At 75.7% G+C, this 21,496-nt stretch carries 13 protein-coding genes and 1 pseudogene; 2 read left to right on the top strand and 12 right to left on the bottom strand.

Annotation, left to right across the window (positions count from 1 at the left end):
* Positions 1-65: 65 nt before the first annotated feature.
* The gene (locus H9623_RS05745; protein WP_227748238.1) at positions 66-2,942 is read left to right on the top strand and encodes a lysylphosphatidylglycerol synthase transmembrane domain-containing protein; all 2,877 of its coding nucleotides are present in this window, start codon (positions 66-68) and stop codon (positions 2,940-2,942) included.
* 91 nt (positions 2,943-3,033) lie between these two features.
* Here the strand turns inward: H9623_RS05745 and H9623_RS05750 are convergent, their stop codons facing one another.
* The 11 genes and pseudogenes from H9623_RS05750 to pdhA all read right to left on the bottom strand — a co-directional run bounded on the left by H9623_RS05750 (position 3,034) and on the right by pdhA (position 16,622).
* Entirely contained in the window at positions 3,034-4,194 is a 1,161-nt protein-coding gene (locus H9623_RS05750) for an acetyl-CoA C-acyltransferase (protein WP_193719108.1), read from the bottom strand.
* A complete protein-coding gene (locus H9623_RS05755; RefSeq protein WP_193719109.1) occupies positions 4,191-4,895 on the bottom strand; it encodes a 3-oxoacid CoA-transferase subunit B in 705 nt (234 codons plus the stop codon). Before H9623_RS05755 ends, H9623_RS05750 begins: the two co-directional genes overlap by 4 nt.
* Before the next feature lies 1 nt (position 4,896).
* Positions 4,897-5,574: a CoA transferase subunit A gene (locus tag H9623_RS05760; protein WP_407671851.1), complete on the bottom strand. Its 678-nt coding sequence runs from the start codon at positions 5,572-5,574 to the stop codon at positions 4,897-4,899.
* Positions 5,575-5,693: 119 nt separating this feature from the next.
* Positions 5,694-6,566, bottom strand: coding sequence for an HpcH/HpaI aldolase/citrate lyase family protein (locus H9623_RS05765; protein ID WP_193719111.1), 873 nt, complete (start codon positions 6,564-6,566; stop codon positions 5,694-5,696).
* 245 nt (positions 6,567-6,811) lie between these two features.
* Positions 6,812-7,300: pseudogene (locus H9623_RS05770) on the bottom strand (MaoC family dehydratase); the annotation flags it as partial.
* Positions 7,301-7,420: 120 nt separating this feature from the next.
* Positions 7,421-8,602: an acyl-CoA dehydrogenase family protein gene (locus tag H9623_RS05775; RefSeq protein WP_193719112.1), complete on the bottom strand. Its 1,182-nt coding sequence runs from the start codon at positions 8,600-8,602 to the stop codon at positions 7,421-7,423.
* Positions 8,599-10,899: an acetyl/propionyl/methylcrotonyl-CoA carboxylase subunit alpha gene (locus H9623_RS05780; RefSeq protein WP_193719113.1), complete on the bottom strand. Its 2,301-nt coding sequence runs from the start codon at positions 10,897-10,899 to the stop codon at positions 8,599-8,601. Before H9623_RS05780 ends, H9623_RS05775 begins: the two co-directional genes overlap by 4 nt.
* Before the next feature lie 5 nt (positions 10,900-10,904).
* Positions 10,905-12,533: a carboxyl transferase domain-containing protein gene (locus H9623_RS05785; protein ID WP_193719192.1), complete on the bottom strand. Its 1,629-nt coding sequence runs from the start codon at positions 12,531-12,533 to the stop codon at positions 10,905-10,907.
* 44 nt (positions 12,534-12,577) lie between these two features.
* Positions 12,578-14,386, bottom strand: coding sequence for a dihydrolipoamide acetyltransferase family protein (locus H9623_RS05790; RefSeq protein ID WP_193719114.1), 1,809 nt, complete (start codon positions 14,384-14,386; stop codon positions 12,578-12,580).
* Entirely contained in the window at positions 14,386-15,417 is a 1,032-nt protein-coding gene (locus tag H9623_RS05795) for an alpha-ketoacid dehydrogenase subunit beta (protein WP_193719115.1), read from the bottom strand. The genes H9623_RS05790 and H9623_RS05795 overlap by 1 nt, the downstream gene beginning before the upstream one ends.
* Entirely contained in the window at positions 15,414-16,622 is a 1,209-nt protein-coding gene (gene pdhA, locus H9623_RS05800) for a pyruvate dehydrogenase (acetyl-transferring) E1 component subunit alpha (protein ID WP_193719116.1), read from the bottom strand. Before pdhA ends, H9623_RS05795 begins: the two co-directional genes overlap by 4 nt.
* A gap of 159 nt (positions 16,623-16,781) precedes the next feature.
* On the opposite strand from pdhA, the gene H9623_RS05805 reads away from it, so the two are divergent.
* Positions 16,782-17,255, top strand: coding sequence for an Lrp/AsnC family transcriptional regulator (locus H9623_RS05805; RefSeq protein WP_193719117.1), 474 nt, complete (start codon positions 16,782-16,784; stop codon positions 17,253-17,255).
* Between the two features lie 142 nt (positions 17,256-17,397).
* Here H9623_RS05805 and H9623_RS05810 read toward each other — a convergent pair whose 3' ends face one another.
* On the bottom strand, positions 17,398-21,453 hold the full coding sequence (locus tag H9623_RS05810; protein ID WP_193719118.1) for an SCO7613 C-terminal domain-containing membrane protein: 4,056 nt from the start codon (positions 21,451-21,453) through the stop codon (positions 17,398-17,400).
* Positions 21,454-21,496 lie beyond the last annotated feature (43 nt).

The following is a 21,496-nucleotide window of genomic DNA, read 5'->3' on the forward strand; positions in this document are numbered from 1 at the left end:
AAATCACCCGTCGAAAGTGGCGAAATACCGCGCCTCCCGGGACCTCCCGCCCTAGACTCGCAAGCATGCCCGCGCGCGCTCACGACCCAGCCGGACCCGCGGCGGCGGCGGAGCCAGGCCCTCAGGTCCACGAGGTCGGTGCCCGCGGCCGCACCGAGCCCGCCGCGCCCGACCCCCGATCCCTCCGGGCGTTCCTCACGACCCCGCGCCCCGTGGGCGACGGGACCGACCCGACCGTCCGGATCGTCGACACCCCCGAGTCGCGCGTCCGCCACCCCAGCGACCTCGTCGGGATCGTGCTGTGCGCACTGGGCATCGCGCTCGTCATGTTCATGTCGGTCTACGCGCACGGCACCACCGCGGGCGTCGCCGAGGACGTCCAGGGGTTCTCCGACCTCCTCGCCACGATCCTCATCATCCCCGTCGCGGTCCTCGAGGGGCTCGTGACCCTCGTGATCCCCACGGCCGTCCTCATCGAGCTCGGCATCCGCAAGCTCGGCCGCCAGGTCGTCGAGTCGATCGCCGCGGCAGCCGTCGGCATGCTGCTCGGCATCGCCCTCACCTTCTCGGTGCTGACGTTCGGGTCCGACGACCTCATCCAGGGGCTCTCGGTCCGCAAGCAGGGCGTCTGGGCCATCAGCATCCCCTGGTACGTCGCCGCGATCAGCGGGCTCCTGACCGCAGCGGGTCCCCGCACCCGGCGCCGGACGGTCGCCTGGTCCTGGAACCTGCTGTTCGTCGCGCTCGGCGTCGTCCTCATCACGGCCCAGGTCTCGCTGCCCGGCGTGATCATCACCCTCCTGCTGGGCCGCATCGCGGGCAACACCGTGCGCTGGGTGTCCGGCGTGCGCAGCGAGCGCGCGTACGGTCCCCACCTGGTCGACGGCGTACGACGTGCCGGCTACTCGCCCACCGCGCTCGTGCGCGTGCGCGACGTGTCCCAGCCGGCCGAGCTCGCCGAGGCCGCCGAGGACCCCATCACCGAGGTCAACGCCGAGGGCGAGATCACGGGCGAGGTGCACGTCGGCGTGGTCCGCATCGCCGGGTCCGACGAGGACTCGGCCCTGACCGCCGACGCGCGGATCGCGGGCGACCACCTGTCCGGAGCACTCGGCGAGGGCGTCCGCGAGCCCGCCGAGGCCCCGTCGGACCCCGCCGCGATCGCCCTCACCCGGTCCGGCGACAACCGCGTCTACGCGATGTTCACCGAGGACGGCGTGCGCCGCGACGTCGTGGTGCTCGACGGCGACCGGCAGGTCGTGGGCGTCATCACCCGGTTCTGGCGCTCGCTCCGGCTGCGCGGCATCGAGGGCCGCGCCGCGATCTCGCTCAAGGCCGTCGCCGAGCGCACAGCCCTCCTCGCCTACGCGGCCCGCGCGGCCGGCGTCCGCACGCCGCGGCTGCTCGGCGTGGCCGAGGCCGACGACTCGATGATCCTCGTCCAGGAGCACGCCGTGGGCGCCGTGTCGCTGCGCGACCTGCCCGACGACGAGGTCACCGACGCCGTCCTCACCGAGGCGTGGCACCAGATCCAGCTCGCGCACGACGCCGGGCTCTCGCACCGGGCACTCACCTCCGACGTCATGCTCGTCAGCCGGGGCGAGCCCGGCGGCGCCGCGACCCACCCCGCCGGGACCGGTCCGGGTGCGGGCACCGCCGAGGGGTCCACCGCGCCCGCGGACCCCGACGACCCGGCGGTCGGCCCCGACGACTCCGAGGTCAAGGTCTGGCTGACCGGCTGGGAGCAGGGCGACATCGCGTCCTCCGAGCTCTCGCGCCGCATGGACCTCACACAGATGGTCGCGCTGCTCGCGCTGCGCGTGGGCGCCCAGCGCGCCGTGGCCTCGGCCGTGAGCGTGCTGCCCAACGAGGACATCGCGGCGATCGGCCCCCTGCTCCAGTCGATCGCGCTGCCCGTGAGCACGCGCGAGGAGATGCGCGCCAACAAGGAGCTCTTCAAGGACCTGCGCGCAGCGCTCGTCGAGCGACTGCCGGAGACCGACGTCGAGCCCCAGCGCATCACGCGATTCGGGGCCCGGACGATCATCACGCTGACCCTGACGATCGTCGCGGTGACCGTGGTCGTCACGACGATCAACTTCCAGGAGATCGCCGAGGCCGTGAGCTCGGCCAACCCCTGGTGGGCCGTCGTCTCGTTCGCCCTGGGCGTCCTGACGTGGTTCGGTGCGGCCCTGACCTTCGTGGCCTTCTCGCCCGTGAACCTCCCCATGGTGCGGGCGACGCTGACCCAGATGGCGGGCTCGTTCGTGGCCCTCGCGGCCCCCGCGGGGATCGGCCCGGCGGCGCTCAACCTGCGGATGCTGACCAAGCGCGGCGTCTCGACGCCCATGGCGGTCGCGACCGTGGCCCTGGTCCAGGTGTCGCAGTTCGTCGTGACGATCCTCCTGCTGGCGATCCTGTCGGTCTCGACCGGCTCGGGCGGCCTGGTCAACCTGCCCTCGACGACGGTCCTGATCGCCATCACCGGGGTGGCCCTGGCCGTGGTCGCGACGCTCCTCGTCCCGGCCGTGCGCCGGTGGGCGGTCGCGAAGCTCCGCCCGATGCTCCAGCAGGTGTGGCCCCGCCTGTCCGAGATGCTGAGCCAGCCGGGCCGCCTCGCGGTGGGCGTCGGCGGCAACATCGTCATGACGCTGGGCTACGTGCTGGCCTTCGACGCAGCGCTCGCGGCGTTCGGGGTGAACCTGACCCTCATCGAGGTCGCCGTGATCTACCTGGTCGGCAACGCGGCAGGTGCTGCGGTCCCCACCCCCGGTGGCCTGGGCGCGATCGAGACCGCCCTCATCCTGGGGCTCACGACCGCCGGCGTCTCGAGCCCGCTCGCCACCTCGGCCACGATCCTCTTCCGCGTCGCGACGTACTGGGCGCGCATCCCGATCGGCTGGGCCGCGATGCGGTACCTGCAGCGCAAGGGCGACCTGTAGCGCGCCCTCCCCTCAGCCGGCCCCCGGCCAGGCGCGCCTGAGCGTCGGGCCCCCCGGTCCCGGAGGCCCGCACCCGCCGCAGTCGTCGGCCCTACGCGCGCAGCACCACCGCCGAGCCCTGCCCGCCGCCGCCGCACAGCGCCGCCGCCCCCACGGCCTCGTCGCCGAGGGCCGCGAGCCGCCGAGCCAGGTGCCCGACGATCCGCGCCCCGGACGCCCCGATGGGGTGGCCGAGCGCGATGGCGCCCCCGTGGGCGTCGACGATCGCGGGGTCGACGCCCAGCGCGTCCACGGACGCGAGGGCCACCGCGGCGAACGCCTCGTTGATCTCGATCGCGGACAGCTCGTCGACGCCGAGCCCGGCCCGCGCGCAGGCCGCGAGGATCGCGTTGGCGGGCTGCGCGTGCAGCGAGACGTCCGGTCCTGCGACGAGGGCGTGCCCCAGGATGCGGGCACCCGCCAGTCCGCGCCGTGCGGCCTCCTCGTCGCTCACGAGCACCAGTGCTGCGGCGCCGTCGGAGATCTGCGAGGCGTTCCCGGCCGTGATGGTGCCGTCCTCGCGGAAGGCGGGGCGCAACCGTGCCAGGCCCTCGACCGTGGTGTCGGGGCGCACGCCGTCGTCGGCCTCGACGAGCCTCCCGCCCCGCCCGGGCACCTGGAACTGCGCGATCTCGCCCCGGAGGAAGTCGGCCGCGGCGGCGGCGCGGGCGTGCGACGACGCGGCGAACGCGTCTTGCGCCTCACGGCTGATCGCGAGCCCCTCGCCGTGCCGCTCGGTGCTGAGGCCCATCGAGTCCTGCTCGAACGCGTCACGCAGCCCGTCGTGCGCGAGCGTGTCGACGAGGGTCACGTCGCCGAGCTTCCGGCCCGCACGGGACCCGACCCACGCGTGCGGCGCGAGGCTCATGGACTCCTGCCCCACGGCCACCACGACCTGCGCCTCGCCCGCGGTGACGAGCCGGTGCGCCTGCACCACGGCCTCCATGCCGGACAGGCACACGGCGTTGAGCGTCATCGCGGGCACCGTGTACGGCACGCCCGCCCCGACGGCGGCCTGCCGTGCGGGGTTCTGGCCCGCCCCGGCCTGGAGCACCTGGCCGGCGAGGACCATCTGCACGTCGTCGGGCCCGATCCCCGCGTCCGCGAGCGCCGCACTCAGCGCGTGGGCCCCGAGGACCGCGGCGGGGACGGTCGCGAAGGCGCCGTCGAACCGCACGAAGGGCGTGCGCGCGTATCCGGCGATGACGGTCATGACTCCTCCTGTCCTGCCGGGGCGGCAGCCCCGGCGTCCTCCAGCCCGACGGCGTAGCCCGCCTCGGTCGCGGCGCGCACCTCGTCGAGGGTCACGCCGGGGGCGACCGCGCGGAGCACGAGGTGGCGGCGCGGGGTGCCGGTCCCGGCGAGGCCGGGGACGACGTCGAAGACCGCACGGTCGGTGATGATCCGGTCCACGACGCCCTCGCCCGTGAGCGGCAGCCCGCACGTGCGCCGGAGCTTGGGCGACCCGTCGCGTGCCACGTGGTCCATGAGCACCACGATCCGGGGCGTTCCCGCGACGAGGTCCATGGCCCCGCCCATGCCCTTGACGAGCTTCCCCGGCACGGTCCAGTTGGCCAGGTCGCCCGTCTCGGAGACCTCCAGGGCTCCGAGGATCGCGATGTCGACGTGCCCGCCCCGGATCATGGCGAACGACGTCGCGGAGTCGAAGTAGCTCGCGCCCGGCAGGGCCGTGACGGTCTGCTTGCCCGCGTTGATCAGGTCGGCGTCCTCCTCGCCCTCGACCGGGAACGGGCCGATCCCCAGCATCCCGTTCTCGCTCTGCAGCGTGATCGAGACGCCGGGCGGCAGGTGGTTCGCGACGAGCGTCGGGATGCCGATCCCGAGGTTGACGTAGTCGCCGTCGTGCAGCTCGGCCGCGGCGATCGCGGCCATCTGGTCCCGGTCCCAGGGCATCTCAGGCCTCCTGTCCTGCGGTCGCCGCGGCGGGGGCCGCGCCGCGCGGGCGCACCGTGCGCTGCTCGACGTCCTTGACGCGTGGCCGCGCGGGCACGACCCGGTCGACGAAGATCCCGGGCGTGACGACGACGTCGGGGTCGAGGGGGGCGGCGGTCAGGATCTCGGCCTCGACGACCGTGACGCGACCGGCCGTCGCGACGAGGGGGTTGAAGTTCCGGGCGGTGAACCGGTACGTGAGGTTGCCGTAGGCGTCGGCCCGGTGCGCGTGCACCAGGGCGAGGTCGGCGACGATGCCGCGCTCCAGGACGTAGCGCCGCCCGTCGAACTCCTCGACAAGCTTGCCCTCCGCGACCGGGGTCCCGACGCCCGTGGCGGTGTAGAACGCGGGGATGCCCGCGCCGCCCGCGCGCAGCCGTTCGGCGAGCGTGCCCTGCGGCACGAACTCGACCTCGAGGTCGCCGTCGAGGTACCGCTGCGCGAACAGCTTGTTCTCGCCCACGTACGACGACAGGACCTTGTCGACCTGGTCGCTCTCGAGCAGCAGCCCGAGCCCCTTGCCGTCGACGCCCATGTTGTTGGACACCACGGTCAGCCCGCGCACGCCCGAGTCGCGCACGGCCTCGATGAGGTCCGACGGGATGCCGCACAGCCCGAACCCGCCGACCGCGATCGTCATGCCGTCGCGGAGCAGGCCGTCGAGCGCACTCGCGGCGTCGTGGTGGTGCTGGACCCCGGGCGGGCGCGGGGTCGCCGCGGCGGCCGGTCCCCCGCCGTCCTGTCCGAACCGGTCGGTCGTCATGTCTGCCTGCTTCCTGTGCGGAGGGACTCGGGGGCGGGCTCGCCCGCGTGGCCTGCGTCGTCGGCCGCGCGTGCACGCCGCAGCACGGCCTCGGCGTGCCGGAGCGAGGGGCCGTCGATCATGACGCCGTCGTGCGTGAACACGCCCTCGTGCGCCCTGGCGGCGGCGAGCAGCGCGCGCGCCGCCGCGACGGCCTCAGCGGGCGGCGCGTACGCGGACCGGATCACGGGCACGTGCGAGGGGTGGATGCACGCGGTCGCGGCGAACCCGACGGCCGCGGCGTCGAGGGCCTCGGCGCGCAGCCCGTCGAGGTCCTCGATCGCGAGGTGCACGGCGTCGATCGCGGCGACCCCAGCGGCTCCCGCGGCGAGCAGCACCGCGGACCGTGCGGCGCGGGCGACGTCCCGGTACGTCCCGTCGGGGAAGCGGCTCGACGTCCCTCCGAGGGACGCGACCAGGTCGTCAGCCCCCCACATGAGGGCGGCGACGCCGGGGCGTCGGGCCAGCTCGGGCGCGGCCAGCACGCCCGCCGCGGTCTCGCACAGCGCGACCACGCGCAGCCCGCCCAGGTCGAGCGGCAGCCGCTCGTCGGCCTTGGGCACCATGACGGTCCGGTAGGCGGTGCGCGCGAGCGCGACCAGGTCGGCGGCGTGCTCCGGGGTCCCGACCGCGTTGACCCGCACGATCGTCCGCTCGGGGTCGAGGGGTTCGGCGAGCAGAGCGTCGCGCGCAGCGGCCTTGCGGTCGGGCGCGACGGCGTCCTCAAGGTCGAGGATCACGGCGTCGGCGCGATCGAGGGCCTTGCGGTAGCGGTCGGGCCGGTCGGCGGGGCAGAAGAGGAGCGCGGGCCCCAGGTCGAACGTCGTCACGGGGCACCGCCCCCCGGCCCGACGCCGGAGCGCCCCTCCGCGCCCGGCCCGCCCGTGGCGGTGGTCGGGGCGGTCGCGGCGGTCGAGCCCGGCACGGTCGCCTCGCCCGACGCGTGCGGTGCGGTGGCGGGGGCCTCGTGCGCGAACGCTCCCCGCGGGTGCCCGCCCGACGAGCACACGGGGTGGGTGTCGTCGTCGGGCACCGCGGGAGGCAGGGGCTCCGGGCCCGCCGCGGCCCCGGGGGGCGCCGCCCGGGCGGCCGCCTCGTGCGCCGCCCGCGCCCACACCAGCGTCGACCGGACGGCCCGCGCCACGAGCACGCCGTCCTGGTTGTGCCCCCGGTGCTCGAACGTCACGACCCCCTGCCCGGGCCGTGAGCCGGACGGCCGCTTCTCCAGGACCACGGTCGAGGAGTACAGGGTGTCGCCGTGGAACACCGGGTGGGGGAACGCGACCTCGGCGAACCCGAGGTTGGCGACGATCGTGCCCTGCGTGAGCTGCGCGACCGAGGCCCCGACGAGCGTCGAGAGCGTGAGCATCGAGTTGACCAGCCGCTGCCCGAACGGCTGGCCCGCGGCCCAGGCCGCGTCGAGGTGGAGCGACTGCGTGTTCATGGTGAGCGTCGTGAACAGGACGTTGTCGGCCTCGGTGAGCGTGCGGCCCGGGCTGTGGACGTAGCGCACCCCGGTCTCGAGCTCGTCGTAGTAGAGCCCGCGCTGCGTGATCTCCCGCATCCTGCTCTCCTTCCCTCTGTCGGTTCCCCCGTGCCGTCGGTTCCCTCGTGCCGAGAACGGGGTTGCGGTCGTTCTGGGCGGTATGCCGACCTCAACCTCGTTCTCGGCACCGCGAAGAGCTCACGCCTCGAGGCCCAGCCCGCGCGCGATGATCATGAGCTGCACCTCCGTGGTCCCCTCCCCGATCTCGAGCACCTTGGAGTCCCGGTAGTGGCGGGCCACCGGGTTCTCGTTGAGGAAGCCGTAGCCGCCGAAGATCTGCGCGGCGTCGCGTGCGTTCGCCATGGCGGCCTCGCTGCTCACGAGCTTCGCGATCGACGCCTCGACCTTGAACGGCACGTCGTTCGCGAGCCTCGACGCCGCGTCGTAGTAGCAGAGCCGCGCCTGGTGGACGCGGGCCGCCATGCGCGAGAGCGTGAACGCGATGTGCTGGTGGGACCCGATGTCGCGGCCGAACACGTTGCGCGTGCGCGCGTACCGCAGCGCCTCCTCCAAGCACCCCTGGGCGGCTCCCGTGGCGAGCGCCGCGAACGCGATGCGTCCCTCGTCGAGGGCGTGCAGGAAGTTCGCGTACCCGCGGCCCAGCTCGCCCAGGAGGTTCTCCGCGGGGACCCGGACGTCGTCGAACGTCAGCGGGTGCGTGTCCGACGTGTGCCACCCGACCTTGTCGTAGGACGGCCCGACCGTGAACCCCTTGGTGCCCGCCGGGACCAGGATCGACGAGAGCTCCTTCTTCACCGTCCCGTCGGCCCGCGTCTCCTGCCCCGTGACCGCGGTGACCGTGACCACGCTCGTGATGGGCGTCCCGGAGTTGGTGATGAACTGCTTGCTGCCGTCGATGACCCACACGCTGCCGCCGTCCGGTCCGGGCTCGTGCCGGGCAGTGGTGCGCGTCGCGCCCGCGTCGGAGCCGGCCTCGGCCTCGGTCAGCCCGAATGCCGCGAGCGCCCGTCCCGTGACCAGGTCCGGCAGCCATCGCTCGCGCTGCTCGGCGGTCCCGTGCCGCACGATCGGCATGATCCCGAGCCCCACGCCCGCCTCCAGCGTGACCGCGATGCTCTGGTCGACGCGCGCGAGGGCCTCGACCGCGAGGCACAGCGACAGGTAGTCCTTGCCCTGGCCGCCGTGCTCGACCGGGAAGGGGAGCCCGAACAGGCCCAGGTCCCCCATCTCGCGGATGATGTCGAGCGGCAGGCGGCGCTCGGTGTCGTACTGGTACGCGGCGGGCGCGACGACGGTGTCCGCGAACTCGCGCACGGTGTCGCTGAGCTTGCGCTGCTCGTCGGTGAGCTCGGTGTTCATGGCGCTCCTGGGGTGTGGGAGGTGACGTGGACGGCCGGGGTGCCGGCCTGGGAGTGCTCGTCCGGGGACTGTTCGGGCGGGGACTGTCCGGGCGGACCGACCACCGCGGACGCGTCCCCGGTGACGGGCGCGGCGCCGTCGGGCGAGGGGTCGAAGGGCGTCGCGCCGTCGGGCGAGGGATCGACGCGCGCGACGACCTCGTCGCGGCGCACCAGGTCGCCCGGGCGGGTCGTGAGCCGCACGACGCCCGCGTGCGGGGCGGTCAGGGCGTGCTCCATCTTCATGGCCTCGACGACCACGAGGACGGCGCCCGCGGCGACGGTCTCGCCGTCCTCGACGGCGACCGTCACGACCGTGCCGGGCATGCCTGCGCGGACGTCGGGGCTCGTGGGGCCGGCGGTGCGGTCGGAACCTTCGAGGCGGGTCCGGGCTGCGACGTCGAGGCGCTCGGCGCGCGTGGGGACGGCGACCTGGACCACCCGGCCGCCGCGCGCGAGCCAGACGCTCCCGTCGGGGTCGGCCGCGAGGTGCACGGTCTCGCCCGTCCCGTCCACGACGAACCGCCACGCGTGGCCCACGGCGGGGGTCAGCGCGGCCCGCCGGGCCGCCCCCGGCCGCGGTCCCCCGTCCACGTGCACGACGGCGGCGCTCGCGTCGCCCGTCACGGTCACCTCGTGGGGTTCGTCGGCCGCGGTGCGCAGCACGAACCGGTGCGGTCGCGGCGAGGCGTTGAGCCGCCAGCCGTCGTCGGCCCACGGGCCGGACGCGCGTGCGGGGCGTCGCGCGAGCGAGAACAGCGCGACCGCCACGAGGTCCTCCTCGGTCGCCGCGTCGGACGGCACCCGCCCGCTCGCGACGAACCGCTCGATCAGCCCGGTGTCGAGGTCCCCGGCCCGGACGTCGGGGTCCGCGAGGAGCGCGCGCAGGAAGCCGACGTTGGTGTCGACGCCCAGGACGAGCGTCTCGGCGAGCAGCCGGTCGAGCCGGTCGAGCGCCTGGGCCCGGTCGGCGCCGTGCGCGACGGCCTTCGCGAGCAGCGGGTCGTACTCTCCTCCGACGTGCAGGCCCTCGGTGAGGCTGCTGTCGAGGCGCCACCCGGCGCCGTCGGGCTCGGTGAGCGCAAGGACGTCGCCCGTCGCGGGCAGGAACCCGCGGGCCGGGGACTCGGCGTAGACCCGCGCCTCGATCGCGTGGCCGCGCAGGACCACGTCCTCCTGCGCGAACCCCAGCGGCTCCCCCGCGGCGACGCGGAGCTGGGCCTCGACCAGGTCCAGGCCCGTGACCATCTCCGTCACGGGGTGCTCGACCTGCAGGCGCGTGTTCATCTCGATGAAGTAGAACGTGCTCGGCTCGGCGGCCGGGACGAGGAACTCGACGGTCCCGGCGCCCTCGTAGTCGACGCTGCGCGCGACCTCGCACGCGGCCTCCCCGATGCGGGCGCGCGTCGCGGCGTCGAGCAGCGGCGACGGCGCCTCCTCGACCACCTTCTGGTGACGGCGCTGGAGCGAGCACTCCCGCTCCCCCAGGTGCACGACGGCGCCGCGCGAGTCCGCGAGCACCTGCACCTCGATGTGGCGCGGCCGGGCGACCAGGCGCTCGACGAGCAGCGTGCCGTCGCCGAACGACCGGGTCGCGACGCGTCGGGCGCTCGCGAGCGCGGCCGGGAGGTCCTCGGCCGAGGTCACGACCTGCATGCCCTTGCCGCCGCCGCCGCCGGAGGGCTTGACCAGCAGGGGGAAACCGACGTCGAGGGCCGCCCGGGCGAGGGCGTCGTCGTCGAGCGCCGAGCCGGTCGCGGGGTCGCGCCCCGTGCTGCCGGGCACGACCGGGACCCCGCGCGCCGCGACGATCTCCTTGGCCGTGATCTTGTCGGCCATCGCTTCGAGCGCAGCGACGCCCGGCCCGACGAACACGATGCCTGCGTCCGCGCAGGCCCGTGCGAGCCCGGGGTTCTCCGACAGGAAGCCGTAGCCGGGGTGGATCGCGTCGGCGCCCGTCGCGCGGGCCGCGTCGATGATCGCGGGCACGCTCAGGTACGACTCGGCCGCGGGGGCCGGGCCGATCCGCACCGCGACGTCGGCGAGGGACACGTGGCGCGCGCCGGCGTCGGCGTCGCTGTGGACCGCGACCGAGCGGATGCCGAGGCGCCGCAGCGTGCCGATGATGCGGCACGCGATCTCGCCGCGGTTGGCGACGAGCACGGTCCCGAACGGACGCCGCCGCGGGCCGTCAGGACGATCGTGATCGTGAGGGGCACGCGCCGGTGCCGACACGTCGGGGGTGCGCAGCGGGAGCATGGCCCTCACATCCTGAAGAGCCCGAACCGCGGGCCCTCGGTCGGGGCCAGCGGCGTGCGGGCGCACACGTCGAGCGCGAGCCCGAGCACGCGGCGCGTGTCGGCGGGGTCGATGACGCCGTCGTCCCAGAGCCGGGCCGTGGCGTAGTACGGGTCGCCCTGCTCCTCGTAGCGCGAGCGGATGTCCTCGCGGAAGGCGGCCTCGTCGTCGGGCGCCCACCGCTCGCCACGCGCCGCGAGCTGGTCGGCCTTGACCGTCGCGAGCACCGACGCGGCCTGCGGGCCGCCCATGACCGAGATGCGGCTCGCGGGCCAGGACCACAGGAAGCGCGGCGAGTACGCGCGCCCGCACATCGAGTAGTTGCCCGCCCCGAACGACCCGCCGACCACGACGGTCAGCCTGGGCACGCGCGTCGTCGCGACGGCCGTGACCATCTTGGCGCCGTCCTTGGCGATGCCCCCGGCCTCGGCGTCGGTGCCGACCATGAACCCCGAGATGTTCTGCAGGAACACGAGCGGGATGCCGCGCTGGTCGCACAGCTCGACGAAGTGCGCGCCCTTGAGGGCCGACGGGCTGAACAGCACCCCGTTGTTCGCGACGATCCCCACGGGGTGCCCGTGCAGGTGCGCGAACCCCGTGACCAGGGTGTCGCCGTACTCGCGCTTGAACTCGTGGAACACGCTGCCGTCGACGAGCCGCGCGACGATCTCGCGCGCGTCGTAGGGCGCCTGGACGTCGACCGGGACGGCGCGGTACAGGCTCTCGCCCGGTCCGCCGGGCTCGTCCTGCCCGACCGCGGGCGGCGCGCTCGCCTGCACGGCCCACGCGGGCGCGGGGTCGGGCGGGAGCGTCGAGACGATGCGGCGCACGATCGCGAGCGCGTGCTCGTCGTCGTCGGCGAGGTGGTCCGTGACGCCCGAGCGCCGCGCGTGCATGTCGCCGCCGCCCAGCTCCTCGGCCGTGACGACCTCGCCGATCGCGGCCTTCACGAGCGGCGGGCCCCCCAGGAAGATCGTGCCCTGGTTGCGGACGATCACGGTCTCGTCGCTCATCGCGGGCACGTACGCGCCGCCCGCGGTGCACGATCCCAGGACGGCCGCGATCTGCGGGATGCCTGCGGCCGAGAGCCGGGCCTGGTGGTAGAAGATCCGGCCGAAGTGGTCGCGGTCGGGGAAGACCTCGGCCTGGAGCGGCAGGAACGCGCCGCCCGAGTCGACCAGGTAGATGCACGGCAGCCGGTTCTCGAGCGCGATCTCCTGGGCGCGCAGGTGCTTCTTGACCGTGAGCGGGTGGTAGGTGCCGCCCTTGACGGTCGCGTCGTTGCACACGACCAGGACCTGCCGCCCCTCGACCAGGCCGATCCCCGCGATCACCCCCGCGCCGGGCCACTCGCCTCCTCCCAGCCCCTCGGCCGCGAGCGGCGCGACCTCCAGGAACGGGCTGCCCTCGTCGAGCAGGTGCTCGACGCGCTCGCGCGGCAGCAGCTTGCCGCGCGCGACGTGCCGGGCGCGCGACTGCTCGGGACCGCCGAGCGCGGCCCGGGCCGTGCGTTCGCGCAGCCCGGCGACCAGCGCGCGCTGCGCCGCGTCGTTGGCCCGGGCGGTCGGGGAGGCCGGGTCGACCGTCGTCCCCAGGACGTCGCCCACGCCCGGCGGGCGCGTGGTCGGCAGCGTCGCGGTCACGAGGCGCCCCCCGTCGAGGGCGCGCCCCGGTCGACGGGGTCGGCAGCGTCGGCGGGGTCGCCCACGAGCAGCAGCGCGAGCGCCGGGTCGGCGAGCAGCGCCCCGAGCTCGGCGAGGAAGCGGGCCCCCTGCTCGCCGTCGACCACGCGGTGGTCGAACGACAGGCTCAGCGTCACGACGTCGCGCAGCGCGACCTGCCCCTCGTGCTCCCACGGGCGGCGGCGCACGGCCCCGACGCCCAGGATCGCGGCCTCGCCCGGGACCAGGATCGGCGTCCCGGCGTCGACGCCGAACACCCCGACGTTGGTGATCGTGAGGGTCCCGCCCGTGAGCCGCTCGGGCGCGGTGCGTCCGCTGCGAGCCGTCGCGGTGAGGTCCGCGAGCGCCTCGGCGAGGCCCGTGAGCCCGAGCCTGTGCGCGTCGGGCACGTGCGGCACCACGAGGCCGCGGTCGGTCGCGACCGCTATCCCCAGGTGCACGCGCGGGCTGTGGACGATCTCGGCGCTCCCGTCCGGCAGGTCCTCCCACCGGCTCGCGAGCGACGGGTGCCGGGGCAGCACCACGCACAGCGCCCGCGCCACGAGCGCCAGGACCGTGATGCGCGTCCCGCGGGCGAGGGGGTGGGTGCGGAGCCGTTCGAGGAGCTCGGTGCCGGGCGTGACGTCGACCGTGAGGAACACGGTCGCGTGGGGCGCGGTGAACGCGCTCGCGACCATCGCGGCGGCCGTGTGCTTGCGCACGCCGCGCACGGGGGTGCGCGTCTCGCGGGCAGCGGGGTCCCCCGGCCCGCGGCCGGCACCGGTGCCCGCCCGGCCCGACGACGTCGCGCCCGTCCCGCGCGCCGGTGCGTCGTGCGCGGTGCGCGGCTCGGGCGGCGGGAACCCGCCGGTGCGCCGCGCGGCGGCCCGGGCCAGCCCGGACTGGCCGAGGAGGTCGCGCAGGGCCGTCGGCCCGGAGCGGCGCGAGGAGCTCGGCGGGTACTCGTCGTCGTCGAGGTCGCCGGGGGCACCGGGGGCGCCGTGGCCGCCGCCCTGCTCGTCGACCGGACCGGTCGAGGCGGTGCCCGGGAGCCCGTGGGCACCGTCGCGCTCGCGCCCCGTCCCGTCACGCGCCACGCCCTGCGCACAGCTCACGGCCGCGAGGACGTCCTCGCGGGTCACGAGGCCGCGAGCCCCGGTCCCGACGATCCGTTCGAGGTGGACGCCGAGCTGCTTGGCGAGGCGGCGCACGGGCGGCGTCGAGCGGGGGCGCTCGGCCGGGGCGGCCGCGCCTCCGTCCTGGGCGGTGACCGCCGGGACCTCCTGGCCGCTCCCGGGTCCACCGTCGCCGGCCGGGACGGGGCTCGTCGTCGCCTGCGGGTCGTCCCCGGCGTCGGCGAGCCCGATCTCGGCGGGAGCCCCCGCAGGACCTCGACGCGCCCGCCGTGCCGGGCGGCCCGCACGCTCAGGTCGCGCGCCGTACCCGACGAGGTTCGGCTGGGGTGCCTCCTCGGCGGCGTCCTCCCCGCCGCCGGCCGGACGCCCGGTCGGCACGGCGCCGTCGGGCGGGACCGTCCCGGCCTCGTCGGGGACCTCGAACGTGACGAGCGGCTCCCCGACGTTGACCGTCTGCCCCGGCTCGGCGTGCAGGACCGTGACGACGCCCGCGTACGGCGACGGGAGGTCGACGAGCGCCTTGGCGGTCTCGACCTCCGCGATGACCTGGTTGAGCTCGACCCGGTCGCCCGCAGCGACGTGCCAGCTCACGAGGTCGGACTCGGTGAGGCCCTCGCCGAGGTCGGGGAGACGGAACTCGCGCGTGCTCATCACCGTGCCACCCCCTCGAACGCCGCATACCCCGCCGCCGTGTACGCCCCGCGCCCCAGGACGCGGTCCACGCCGTCGAGGATCCGGTCGAGGTCGGGGACCTGGTGCTGCTCGAGCTTCGCGGGCGGGTACGGGACGTCGTGCCCCGTGACCCGGAAGGGCGCGGCCTCGAGGTGGTCGAAGCAGCGCTCGGTCGCGGCCGCAGCGACCTCCGCCCCCAGGCCCGCCTGGTGCGGGGCCTCGTGCGCGACGACCAGGTGCCCGGTCTTGCGGACCGACGCCGCCACGGTCGCGTGGTCGATCGGCGACAGCGAGCGCAGGTCCACGACCTCGACCGACACGCCCTCGTCGGCGGCCGCGACCGCCGCGTCGCGCGCCGTCGTCACGAGCGACCCGAACGTCACGAGCGTGACGTCCGTCCCGGGCACGACGACGCGCGCCGCGTCCATGGGCGGCGCCGTGCGGAGGTCGGCCGCTTCGTTGACCTCGCCCTTGAGGTGGTAGCGACGCTTGGGCTCGAAGAACACGACCGGGTCGTCGCACGCGATGGCCTGCTGGAGCACGGTGTACGCGTCCTGCGGGTCGGCGACCGTCACGACGCGCAGGCCTGCGGTGTGCGCGAAGTACGCCTCGGGCGACTCCGAGTGGTGCTCGGCCGCGCCGAGCCCCCCGCCCACGGGGATGCGGATCGTGATCGGCAGGCGCACGGCACCGCCCGTGCGGGCGTGCATCTTGGCGAGCTGCGACACGATCTGGTCGAACGCGACGTACACGAACCCGTCGAACTGGATCTCGCACACGGGCCGGTAGCCGCGGTACGCGAGGCCCACGGCCGTGCCGAGGATGCCCGACTCGGCGAGCGGCGTGTCGAGCACGCGACGCGGGCCGAACTCCTTCTGCAGCCCGTCGGTCACGCGGTACACACCGCCGAGGCGGCCCACGTCCTCGCCCATGACGACGACCTTGTCGTCGTTCGCGAGCGACCGGCGCAGCCCCGCGTTGAGGGCCTTGGCGAGGGTGAGGGTGGTCATCGGGAGCCTTCCTTCTCGTCGACCGTGCCGGTCGTGCCCGCGGCACCGTCGTCGGTGCCGGCAACCCTGTCCGCGTCGGCGTCGGCGAACCCCTCCAGGTACTGCGCGTACGCGGCGCGCTCCCCGGCGAGGGCCGCGTGCGGCTCGGCGTACACGTGGTCGAAGATCGTGAGCGGGGGCGGGTCCTGGAGCCCGGTGCACCCGGCGCGCAGCTCGGCCGCAGCCCGGTCGGCGACGCCCTGGACCCGCTCCTCCTCGGCGTCGTCCAGCAGCCCACGGTCGGTCAGGTAGGCCCGGTAGCGCGAGATCGGGTCGCGCCCGGCCCAGGTCTCGAGCTCGGCGGGGTCCCGGTAGCGCGTGGGGTCGTCGGCCGTGGTGTGCGGGCCCATGCGGTACGTCACGGCCTCGACGAACGTGGGACCGCCGCCCGTGCGGGCGCGGTCGAGGGCCTCGCGCGTCACCGCGTGCACCGCGAGGACGTCGTTGCCGTCGACGCGTACGCCGGGGATCCCGAAGCCCCCGGCCCGGTCCACGAGCGGGACGGGCGACTGGAGCGTCACGGGCTCCGAGATCGCCCACTGGTTGTTCTGGCAGAGGAACACCACGGGCGCCCGGTAGGTCGCGGCGAACACGAACGCCTCGTTGACGTCGCCCTGGCTCATGGCGCCGTCCCCCAGGTAGGCGACCGCGACGGAGTCGGCGCCGTCGTTCTGGACGCCCATGGCGTAGCCCGTCGCGTGCAGGGTCTGGGCGCCGATGATGACCTGCGGCGTCGCCATGTTGACCGCGTACGGGTCCCACCCCGACGCCGTCACGCCGCGCCAGACCCGCACGAGGTCGACGAGCGCGACACCTCGCGTGTACGCCACGGCGTGCTCGCGATAGCTCGAGAACACGAAGTCGTCGGGACGCAGCGCCCGGCCCGAGCCGACCTGCGCGGCCTCCTGCCCCAGCAGCGGGGGCCAGAGCGCGAGCTCTCCCTGCCGTTGGAGGGCTGTGGCCTCGGCGTCGATCCGACGCACCACCACCATGTCCTCGTAGAGGCGGACGGCCGACGCGGGGTCTGCGTCGAGTCCTTCCAACCACCGGTCCTGCGCGGCCGATCCGTGGCGTGCACCGGCCTCGTCGAGCACCTGGACGACGTCCTGCGTCGTCCGCGTCCCGGCGCGGCCGTCCACACGGCTGTCGACTGTGCTGGGCGTCATCGCGTCACCTCGCGTCTGCTCCCGTGCTCGTCGTCGAGCACCCCGGGGCTCACCGTCGAGCACCGGATACCGCGAACGTAGCCCCGCCCCGCACATGGCTCCAGTCATCGCGGAAACCTTGCGCGCTCTGCTCCCGGATGTCCGGCTAGGCTGAACAATGTGCGCAGCTACGATGCCGTCGACCTCGATCTCCTCGTCGCGCTCGCGAAGGACCCGCGCGGCACGATCGTCGCGCTGGCCGAGCGCCTGCGGCTCTCACGCAACACGGTGCACGCGCGCATGGCCCACCTCGAGGAGGCCGGAGCGTTCCTGGACTTCGACCGGCGCATCAGCCCGGAGTTCCTGGGCCACCCCCTGACGGCGTTCATCGAGGTCGAGGTCAAGCAGAAGGAGCTGGGCCGCATCGTGGCGACGCTCGCGGAGATCCCCGAGGTGCTCCAGGCGCACGGCCGCTCGGGCACCTCGGACCTGCGGGTCCTGGTCGCGTGCCGCACGACCGACCACCTGTTCCGCATCGACGCGGCGATCCTCGCGATCGACGGGGTCGAGCGCACCGAGACGTCGCTCTCGATGGGCGAGCTCATCCCCTACCGGGTGCGGCCCTTGATCGAGCGGGCGCGCAAGACGCTCTAGGGCGGGCCGCCGGGAGCACCGCGGTCACGAGACGGGTGGTCCGGCACGAGTCGGGCGCTCCCGCCGTCGTCCCAGGCACCCGTCTGGGACCGAACCACCCGTCTCGCGCAGCGGCTCCCCGTCGGCCCCCGACGCAGGCCCCCTACCTCAGGTCCCGCAGGTACGCCGCCGCCCCGTCGTACGACGACATCTTGCGCTCGTAGTACACCGCGATGATGAGCAGCAACCCGCCCGCGGCGGTCAGCGTGAGCATCCACGGCCCCGCGGAGATGGCGGTGCCGAGCTGGCTCACGAACACCACGAGGATCTCGACCGGGAGCACCACGACGCCCAGCACGAAGGGCGCGGCGAGGTGGAACCGGGTCCCGACCAGCACGGCCGCGAGCGCCAGCCCGATCACGAGCACGGCCCGCCACGTCCGCGCGTCGGTGTACGTCGCGAGGACCGAGGGCCCGAGCACCGCCAGGATCCCCACCGCGAACGTGCGCCACGAGCCGACGAACCCGACGGGCCAGTCGGCGAGCCGCGGCGCGCTCACGCCCCGGTCCCCGGCCACGCCCCCGGTCCCCGTCGCTCCGGCGCCGACGTCCCCGGACCGGGCGGCCGCCCGCGACGTCGCCGCGAACGCCAGGTACCCGGCGACCAGCAGGCCGGCACCGAGGGGCAGCGAGAAGACCTCGACCCGCAGCTCGCGCGGGCTCCACGCCCCGATCGCGGCGGTGAGCGCGAGCAGCCACACGAACCAGGTGGGTGGCCAGCGGAGCTCGCCGGGCCCGGACGACGCCACGGCCCGGCGCACGGTGTGCACCACGAGCAGGACGAGCGCGACCTCCACGAGCCACGCGAGAGCGATCACGGTCCAGCTCTCACCCACGGCCCCGACCGGCCCGACGACGCCGAGCACCATCGCGGGCGCGGCCCACCACCTGCGCAGGGGCGGTGCGAACGGGCGGGGAGCGGCGCCGTCGGGCCGTGCCGTCACACCCCACGGTGCGACCGCCGCGACGAGCCGGTCCCCCGCGAGCGCCGCGAGCGCAGCCCCCGCGACGGACCAGGCGAGCGCGACGAGGTAGACCTGCGTGGGGTCGGCCCCCGCCGCGTCCTGGGTCGACCGGAGGGCCGCGACCAGCCCCGCGACCGAGGACAGGATCGCGGCGAGCGCGAGGTGCGCCGCGGCGTCGGCCGCCCAGACCGGGTCGACGCGACCGCTGCGGGCCGCGAGCCGGCGGGCCGCCTCGCCGCCCGCGACGAGGACCAGGCCCAGCAGCAGGAGCGCAGGGTCGCGCCACGGGTCCCCGCCCGGGACGAGGATCGACACGAGCAGCGAGGGCAGCACGAGCAGCCCGAGCCCGCACAGCACGAGGCGCCAGCCCGCGGGCGTGCGCCGTGCCAGGAGACCACCGACGACCACGGCCGCGAGCGCGGGCGGCGCCGTGTAGGCCTCGACGAGACCGACGTCGAGCAGCACCAGCAGCGACCAGAGCGCGCAGACCCACATCCCGCCCGCGACCCACCAGGCCCAGCGACGGGCCGGGCGCCCCGCGACGACCGCGGCCCCCGCCCCGAGGACGAGGAACACGATCGCCGCGGTCTCGGGGCCGGCAGCGACGCGCACCAGGGCGAGCAGGACCGTGAGCGAAGCCGTGACGAGCACGCCGACCTCGACCGCGGTGCCGGCGTCCTGCACGTGCCGCCCGGGGAGCCCGCGCGCCCGCAGGTGCGCCTGCGCGGCCGGGACCCCGACGACCGTGGCCGCGGTCAGGATCGCGACGAGCGGCAGCACCACGGGCGACGCGCTGCCGGGCACGACCTCGGCGCCGAGGCAGACCAGCACGACCGACGCCGTCGGGAGCAGGAGCCCCGCCGCGGCCACGCGCACCTGGCGGGCCATCTCGGCCCGCCGGGTCAGGACGAGCACTGCCTCGAGCGCGAGCATCGTGGCGGCCGCCGCGGCGGACCACCAGCTGCGCTCCTCGAGGACCGTCGCTACCCCCAGGAGGAACGGCACCGAGGTCGTGACGAGGACGGCCCACCACGACGGCTGGCCCACGGCACGGACCCGCGTCACGACGATCGCGACGACCGAGGCCGTGACCGACACGACGGCGACGGCCTCGATCCCGGTGAGCCCCGCACCGTCGAGCGTCGTCCCGAGCACGAGCAGCGCGTAGGCGTACCCCGCGGCCACGAGGAACGGGCGCGCGGGGGCGGGGACCGCGCGCCGGGCGTACAGCGCCAGCGCGAGCACGACGGCGCCGCCCAGGACCACGGTCGGGCGCGCCGCCCAGGACACCAGGGCCGTGAGCGCGGTCGCGGCGAGACCGCCCGTGAGCGCGGCCGCACCCCACGTCGCCGGCGACCGGAGGGTCCGCGGGGCCGACGGCTCCGGGGACCCCGCGCCCCTGCGCGCCCGCGCGAGGCGGCCCGCGGCGAGCAGCAGGGCGAGCGCCAGGCCGCCGAGCGCGACGAAGGTCGTGACCGCTGCCCAGGCCGGGTGCAGGGCGACCGCCAGCAGCAGGAGGAGGACGACCCAGGGCGCGGTGCCCGCCGCGGTCCCTGCCAGCCCGGCCCTGGTGGGTGCGGGCGCCGCGACCTCCGGCGAGCCCGGCGCCGCGGTCCCGGGCACGACGGGTGCGGGGGTGCCGCCGAGGCGCAGGCTCGCGACCCCGAGGAGCGCGAGCACCGCCGCCACCACGCCGACGAGCCCAGCCGTGTACGTGGCGTCGGTGAACGTCGGGCTCTCGGTCAGGCGGTCGGTCGTGAACGACCACGCAGGGTTCGTCGGGCGGATCGTCGAGACCGCCACGAACAGGCCCGCGAACGCGAACGACACGGCGGGCAGCGCGGCCGCGGCGAGCACGGCCGCGCCCCCGGCCACGAGTGCGGGAAGGGTCCGGCCGGAGGCCCTGGCGAGCGTCGCGACGCCCACCAGCACCACGCCGGCCAGCAGCGCGGCCACGGGCACCGTCCCCAGCCACGCGGGATGGGACCCGACGCCGAGGAGCGCCCCCGCGAGGACCGTCGCCCCTCCCGTGGCCCACCACCATCCGCGCTGCGACGTGAACCAGGCGAGCAGCGCGGCCGTGCCGGCGGCCGCCAGGACGAGCAGCGCGGCACCGCTCCACCCCGGGATGCCCGGGACCGGTGGCACGAGGAGCGCCAGGACGACCGCGGTGGGGAACGCGAGGAAGCGTGCGACCTCGAGCAGTGCCCGCTCCACGCCCAGACCCGACCCGAGCCGCTCGCGCGAGACCCGCAGGACGGGCAGGTCGAGGAGCGTCACGAGCGACGAGGCCAGCAGGGCGACCACGTACGCCGCGAGGGTCGCCCCGGTCAGCCCGTCGAACGCCCCGGCGAGGACCAGGGGCACGACGGGGGCGACGACGAGCCCCGCGCCGACCCAGCTCCGCATCCGGACGCGGAGGCCCGCCGCGAGGAGACCGCCCGCGACCAGGAGCAGCAGGACACCGCGCACGACGGCGGGGTCGGCTGCCCCGAGCAGCCTCGCGCTCAGGACGAGCTCGACGTCGACGAGCAGCAGCACGACGCCGAGCGCGCCGATCGACTCGGCCGACGCACCCATCCCTCGTCGCCGCAGGAAGCCCGCGGTCGCGAGCGCGAGGAGCGTGACGACGCCCGTGACGAGCGCGCGGAGCGCGAGGTCGTCGGCGAGCGTGAAGAAGACGAAGACGATGGTCGCGACCGCGAGCAGCCCCGCCCCCGCGCTCGCGAGGATGGGCTGGAGGCCCAGCCCGGACCGCGCCGGGGCGGGTGCCACGGGGGCCCCGCCCGGCGCCGGCCGACGCGGGTGCGCGGTCGGCGCCGGGCGCGGTGCGGTGGGGCGAGGTGCGGTGGGGCGCGACGCCCCGGGGTCGACCGGCGGGGCCGGGCGCTCGGGTCGGGGTCCGGGGAGCGCGCTGGGCGCGGTGGCCGCACCGGGCGCGGACCGCGGGCGGGGCGCCGGGTCGGGGCCCGCGGCCTCCGCCTCGACCGCACGCAGCGACCGCAGGGCGGACGACCGCCGTTCGAGCGCGAACGCCGCCTCGCGCGACGCACGCAGCACCTCGACGGCCCACGGGCCCGACAGGAGCAGCCCGCAGTCCGAGCAGCGGACCGACGTCAGGTGTGCTCCGCACGCCGGGCACGCGTGCTGGTCGCGCAGCCGCGTCGTCGCGACCTCGACCCACTGTTCACTCATGCGCACATCATGGCGAACTCCACGCACGGGCACCGGGCCCGTC

Origin of the sequence: Oerskovia douganii, from assembly GCF_015142735.1 — a bacterium.
Classification (GTDB): domain Bacteria; phylum Actinomycetota; class Actinomycetes; order Actinomycetales; family Cellulomonadaceae; genus Oerskovia; species Oerskovia douganii.

Coding starts and splice junctions, on each gene's coding strand:
- H9623_RS05745 (WP_227748238.1), top strand. CDS start 66: ATGCCCGCGCGCGCTCACGACCCAGCCGGACCCGCGGCGGCGGCGGAG.
- H9623_RS05750 (WP_193719108.1), bottom strand. CDS start 4,194: ATGACCGTCATCGCCGGATACGCGCGCACGCCCTTCGTGCGGTTCGAC.
- H9623_RS05755 (WP_193719109.1), bottom strand. CDS start 4,895: ATGCCCTGGGACCGGGACCAGATGGCCGCGATCGCCGCGGCCGAGCTG.
- H9623_RS05760 (WP_407671851.1), bottom strand. CDS start 5,574: ATGACGATCGCGGTCGGCGGGTTCGGGCTGTGCGGCATCCCGTCGGAC.
- H9623_RS05775 (WP_193719112.1), bottom strand. CDS start 8,602: ATGAACACCGAGCTCACCGACGAGCAGCGCAAGCTCAGCGACACCGTG.
- H9623_RS05780 (WP_193719113.1), bottom strand. CDS start 10,899: ATGCTCCCGCTGCGCACCCCCGACGTGTCGGCACCGGCGCGTGCCCCT.
- H9623_RS05790 (WP_193719114.1), bottom strand. CDS start 14,386: ATGAGCACGCGCGAGTTCCGTCTCCCCGACCTCGGCGAGGGCCTCACC.
- H9623_RS05795 (WP_193719115.1), bottom strand. CDS start 15,417: ATGACCACCCTCACCCTCGCCAAGGCCCTCAACGCGGGGCTGCGCCGG.
- pdhA (WP_193719116.1), bottom strand. CDS start 16,622: ATGACGCCCAGCACAGTCGACAGCCGTGTGGACGGCCGCGCCGGGACG.
- H9623_RS05810 (WP_193719118.1), bottom strand. CDS start 21,453: ATGAGTGAACAGTGGGTCGAGGTCGCGACGACGCGGCTGCGCGACCAG.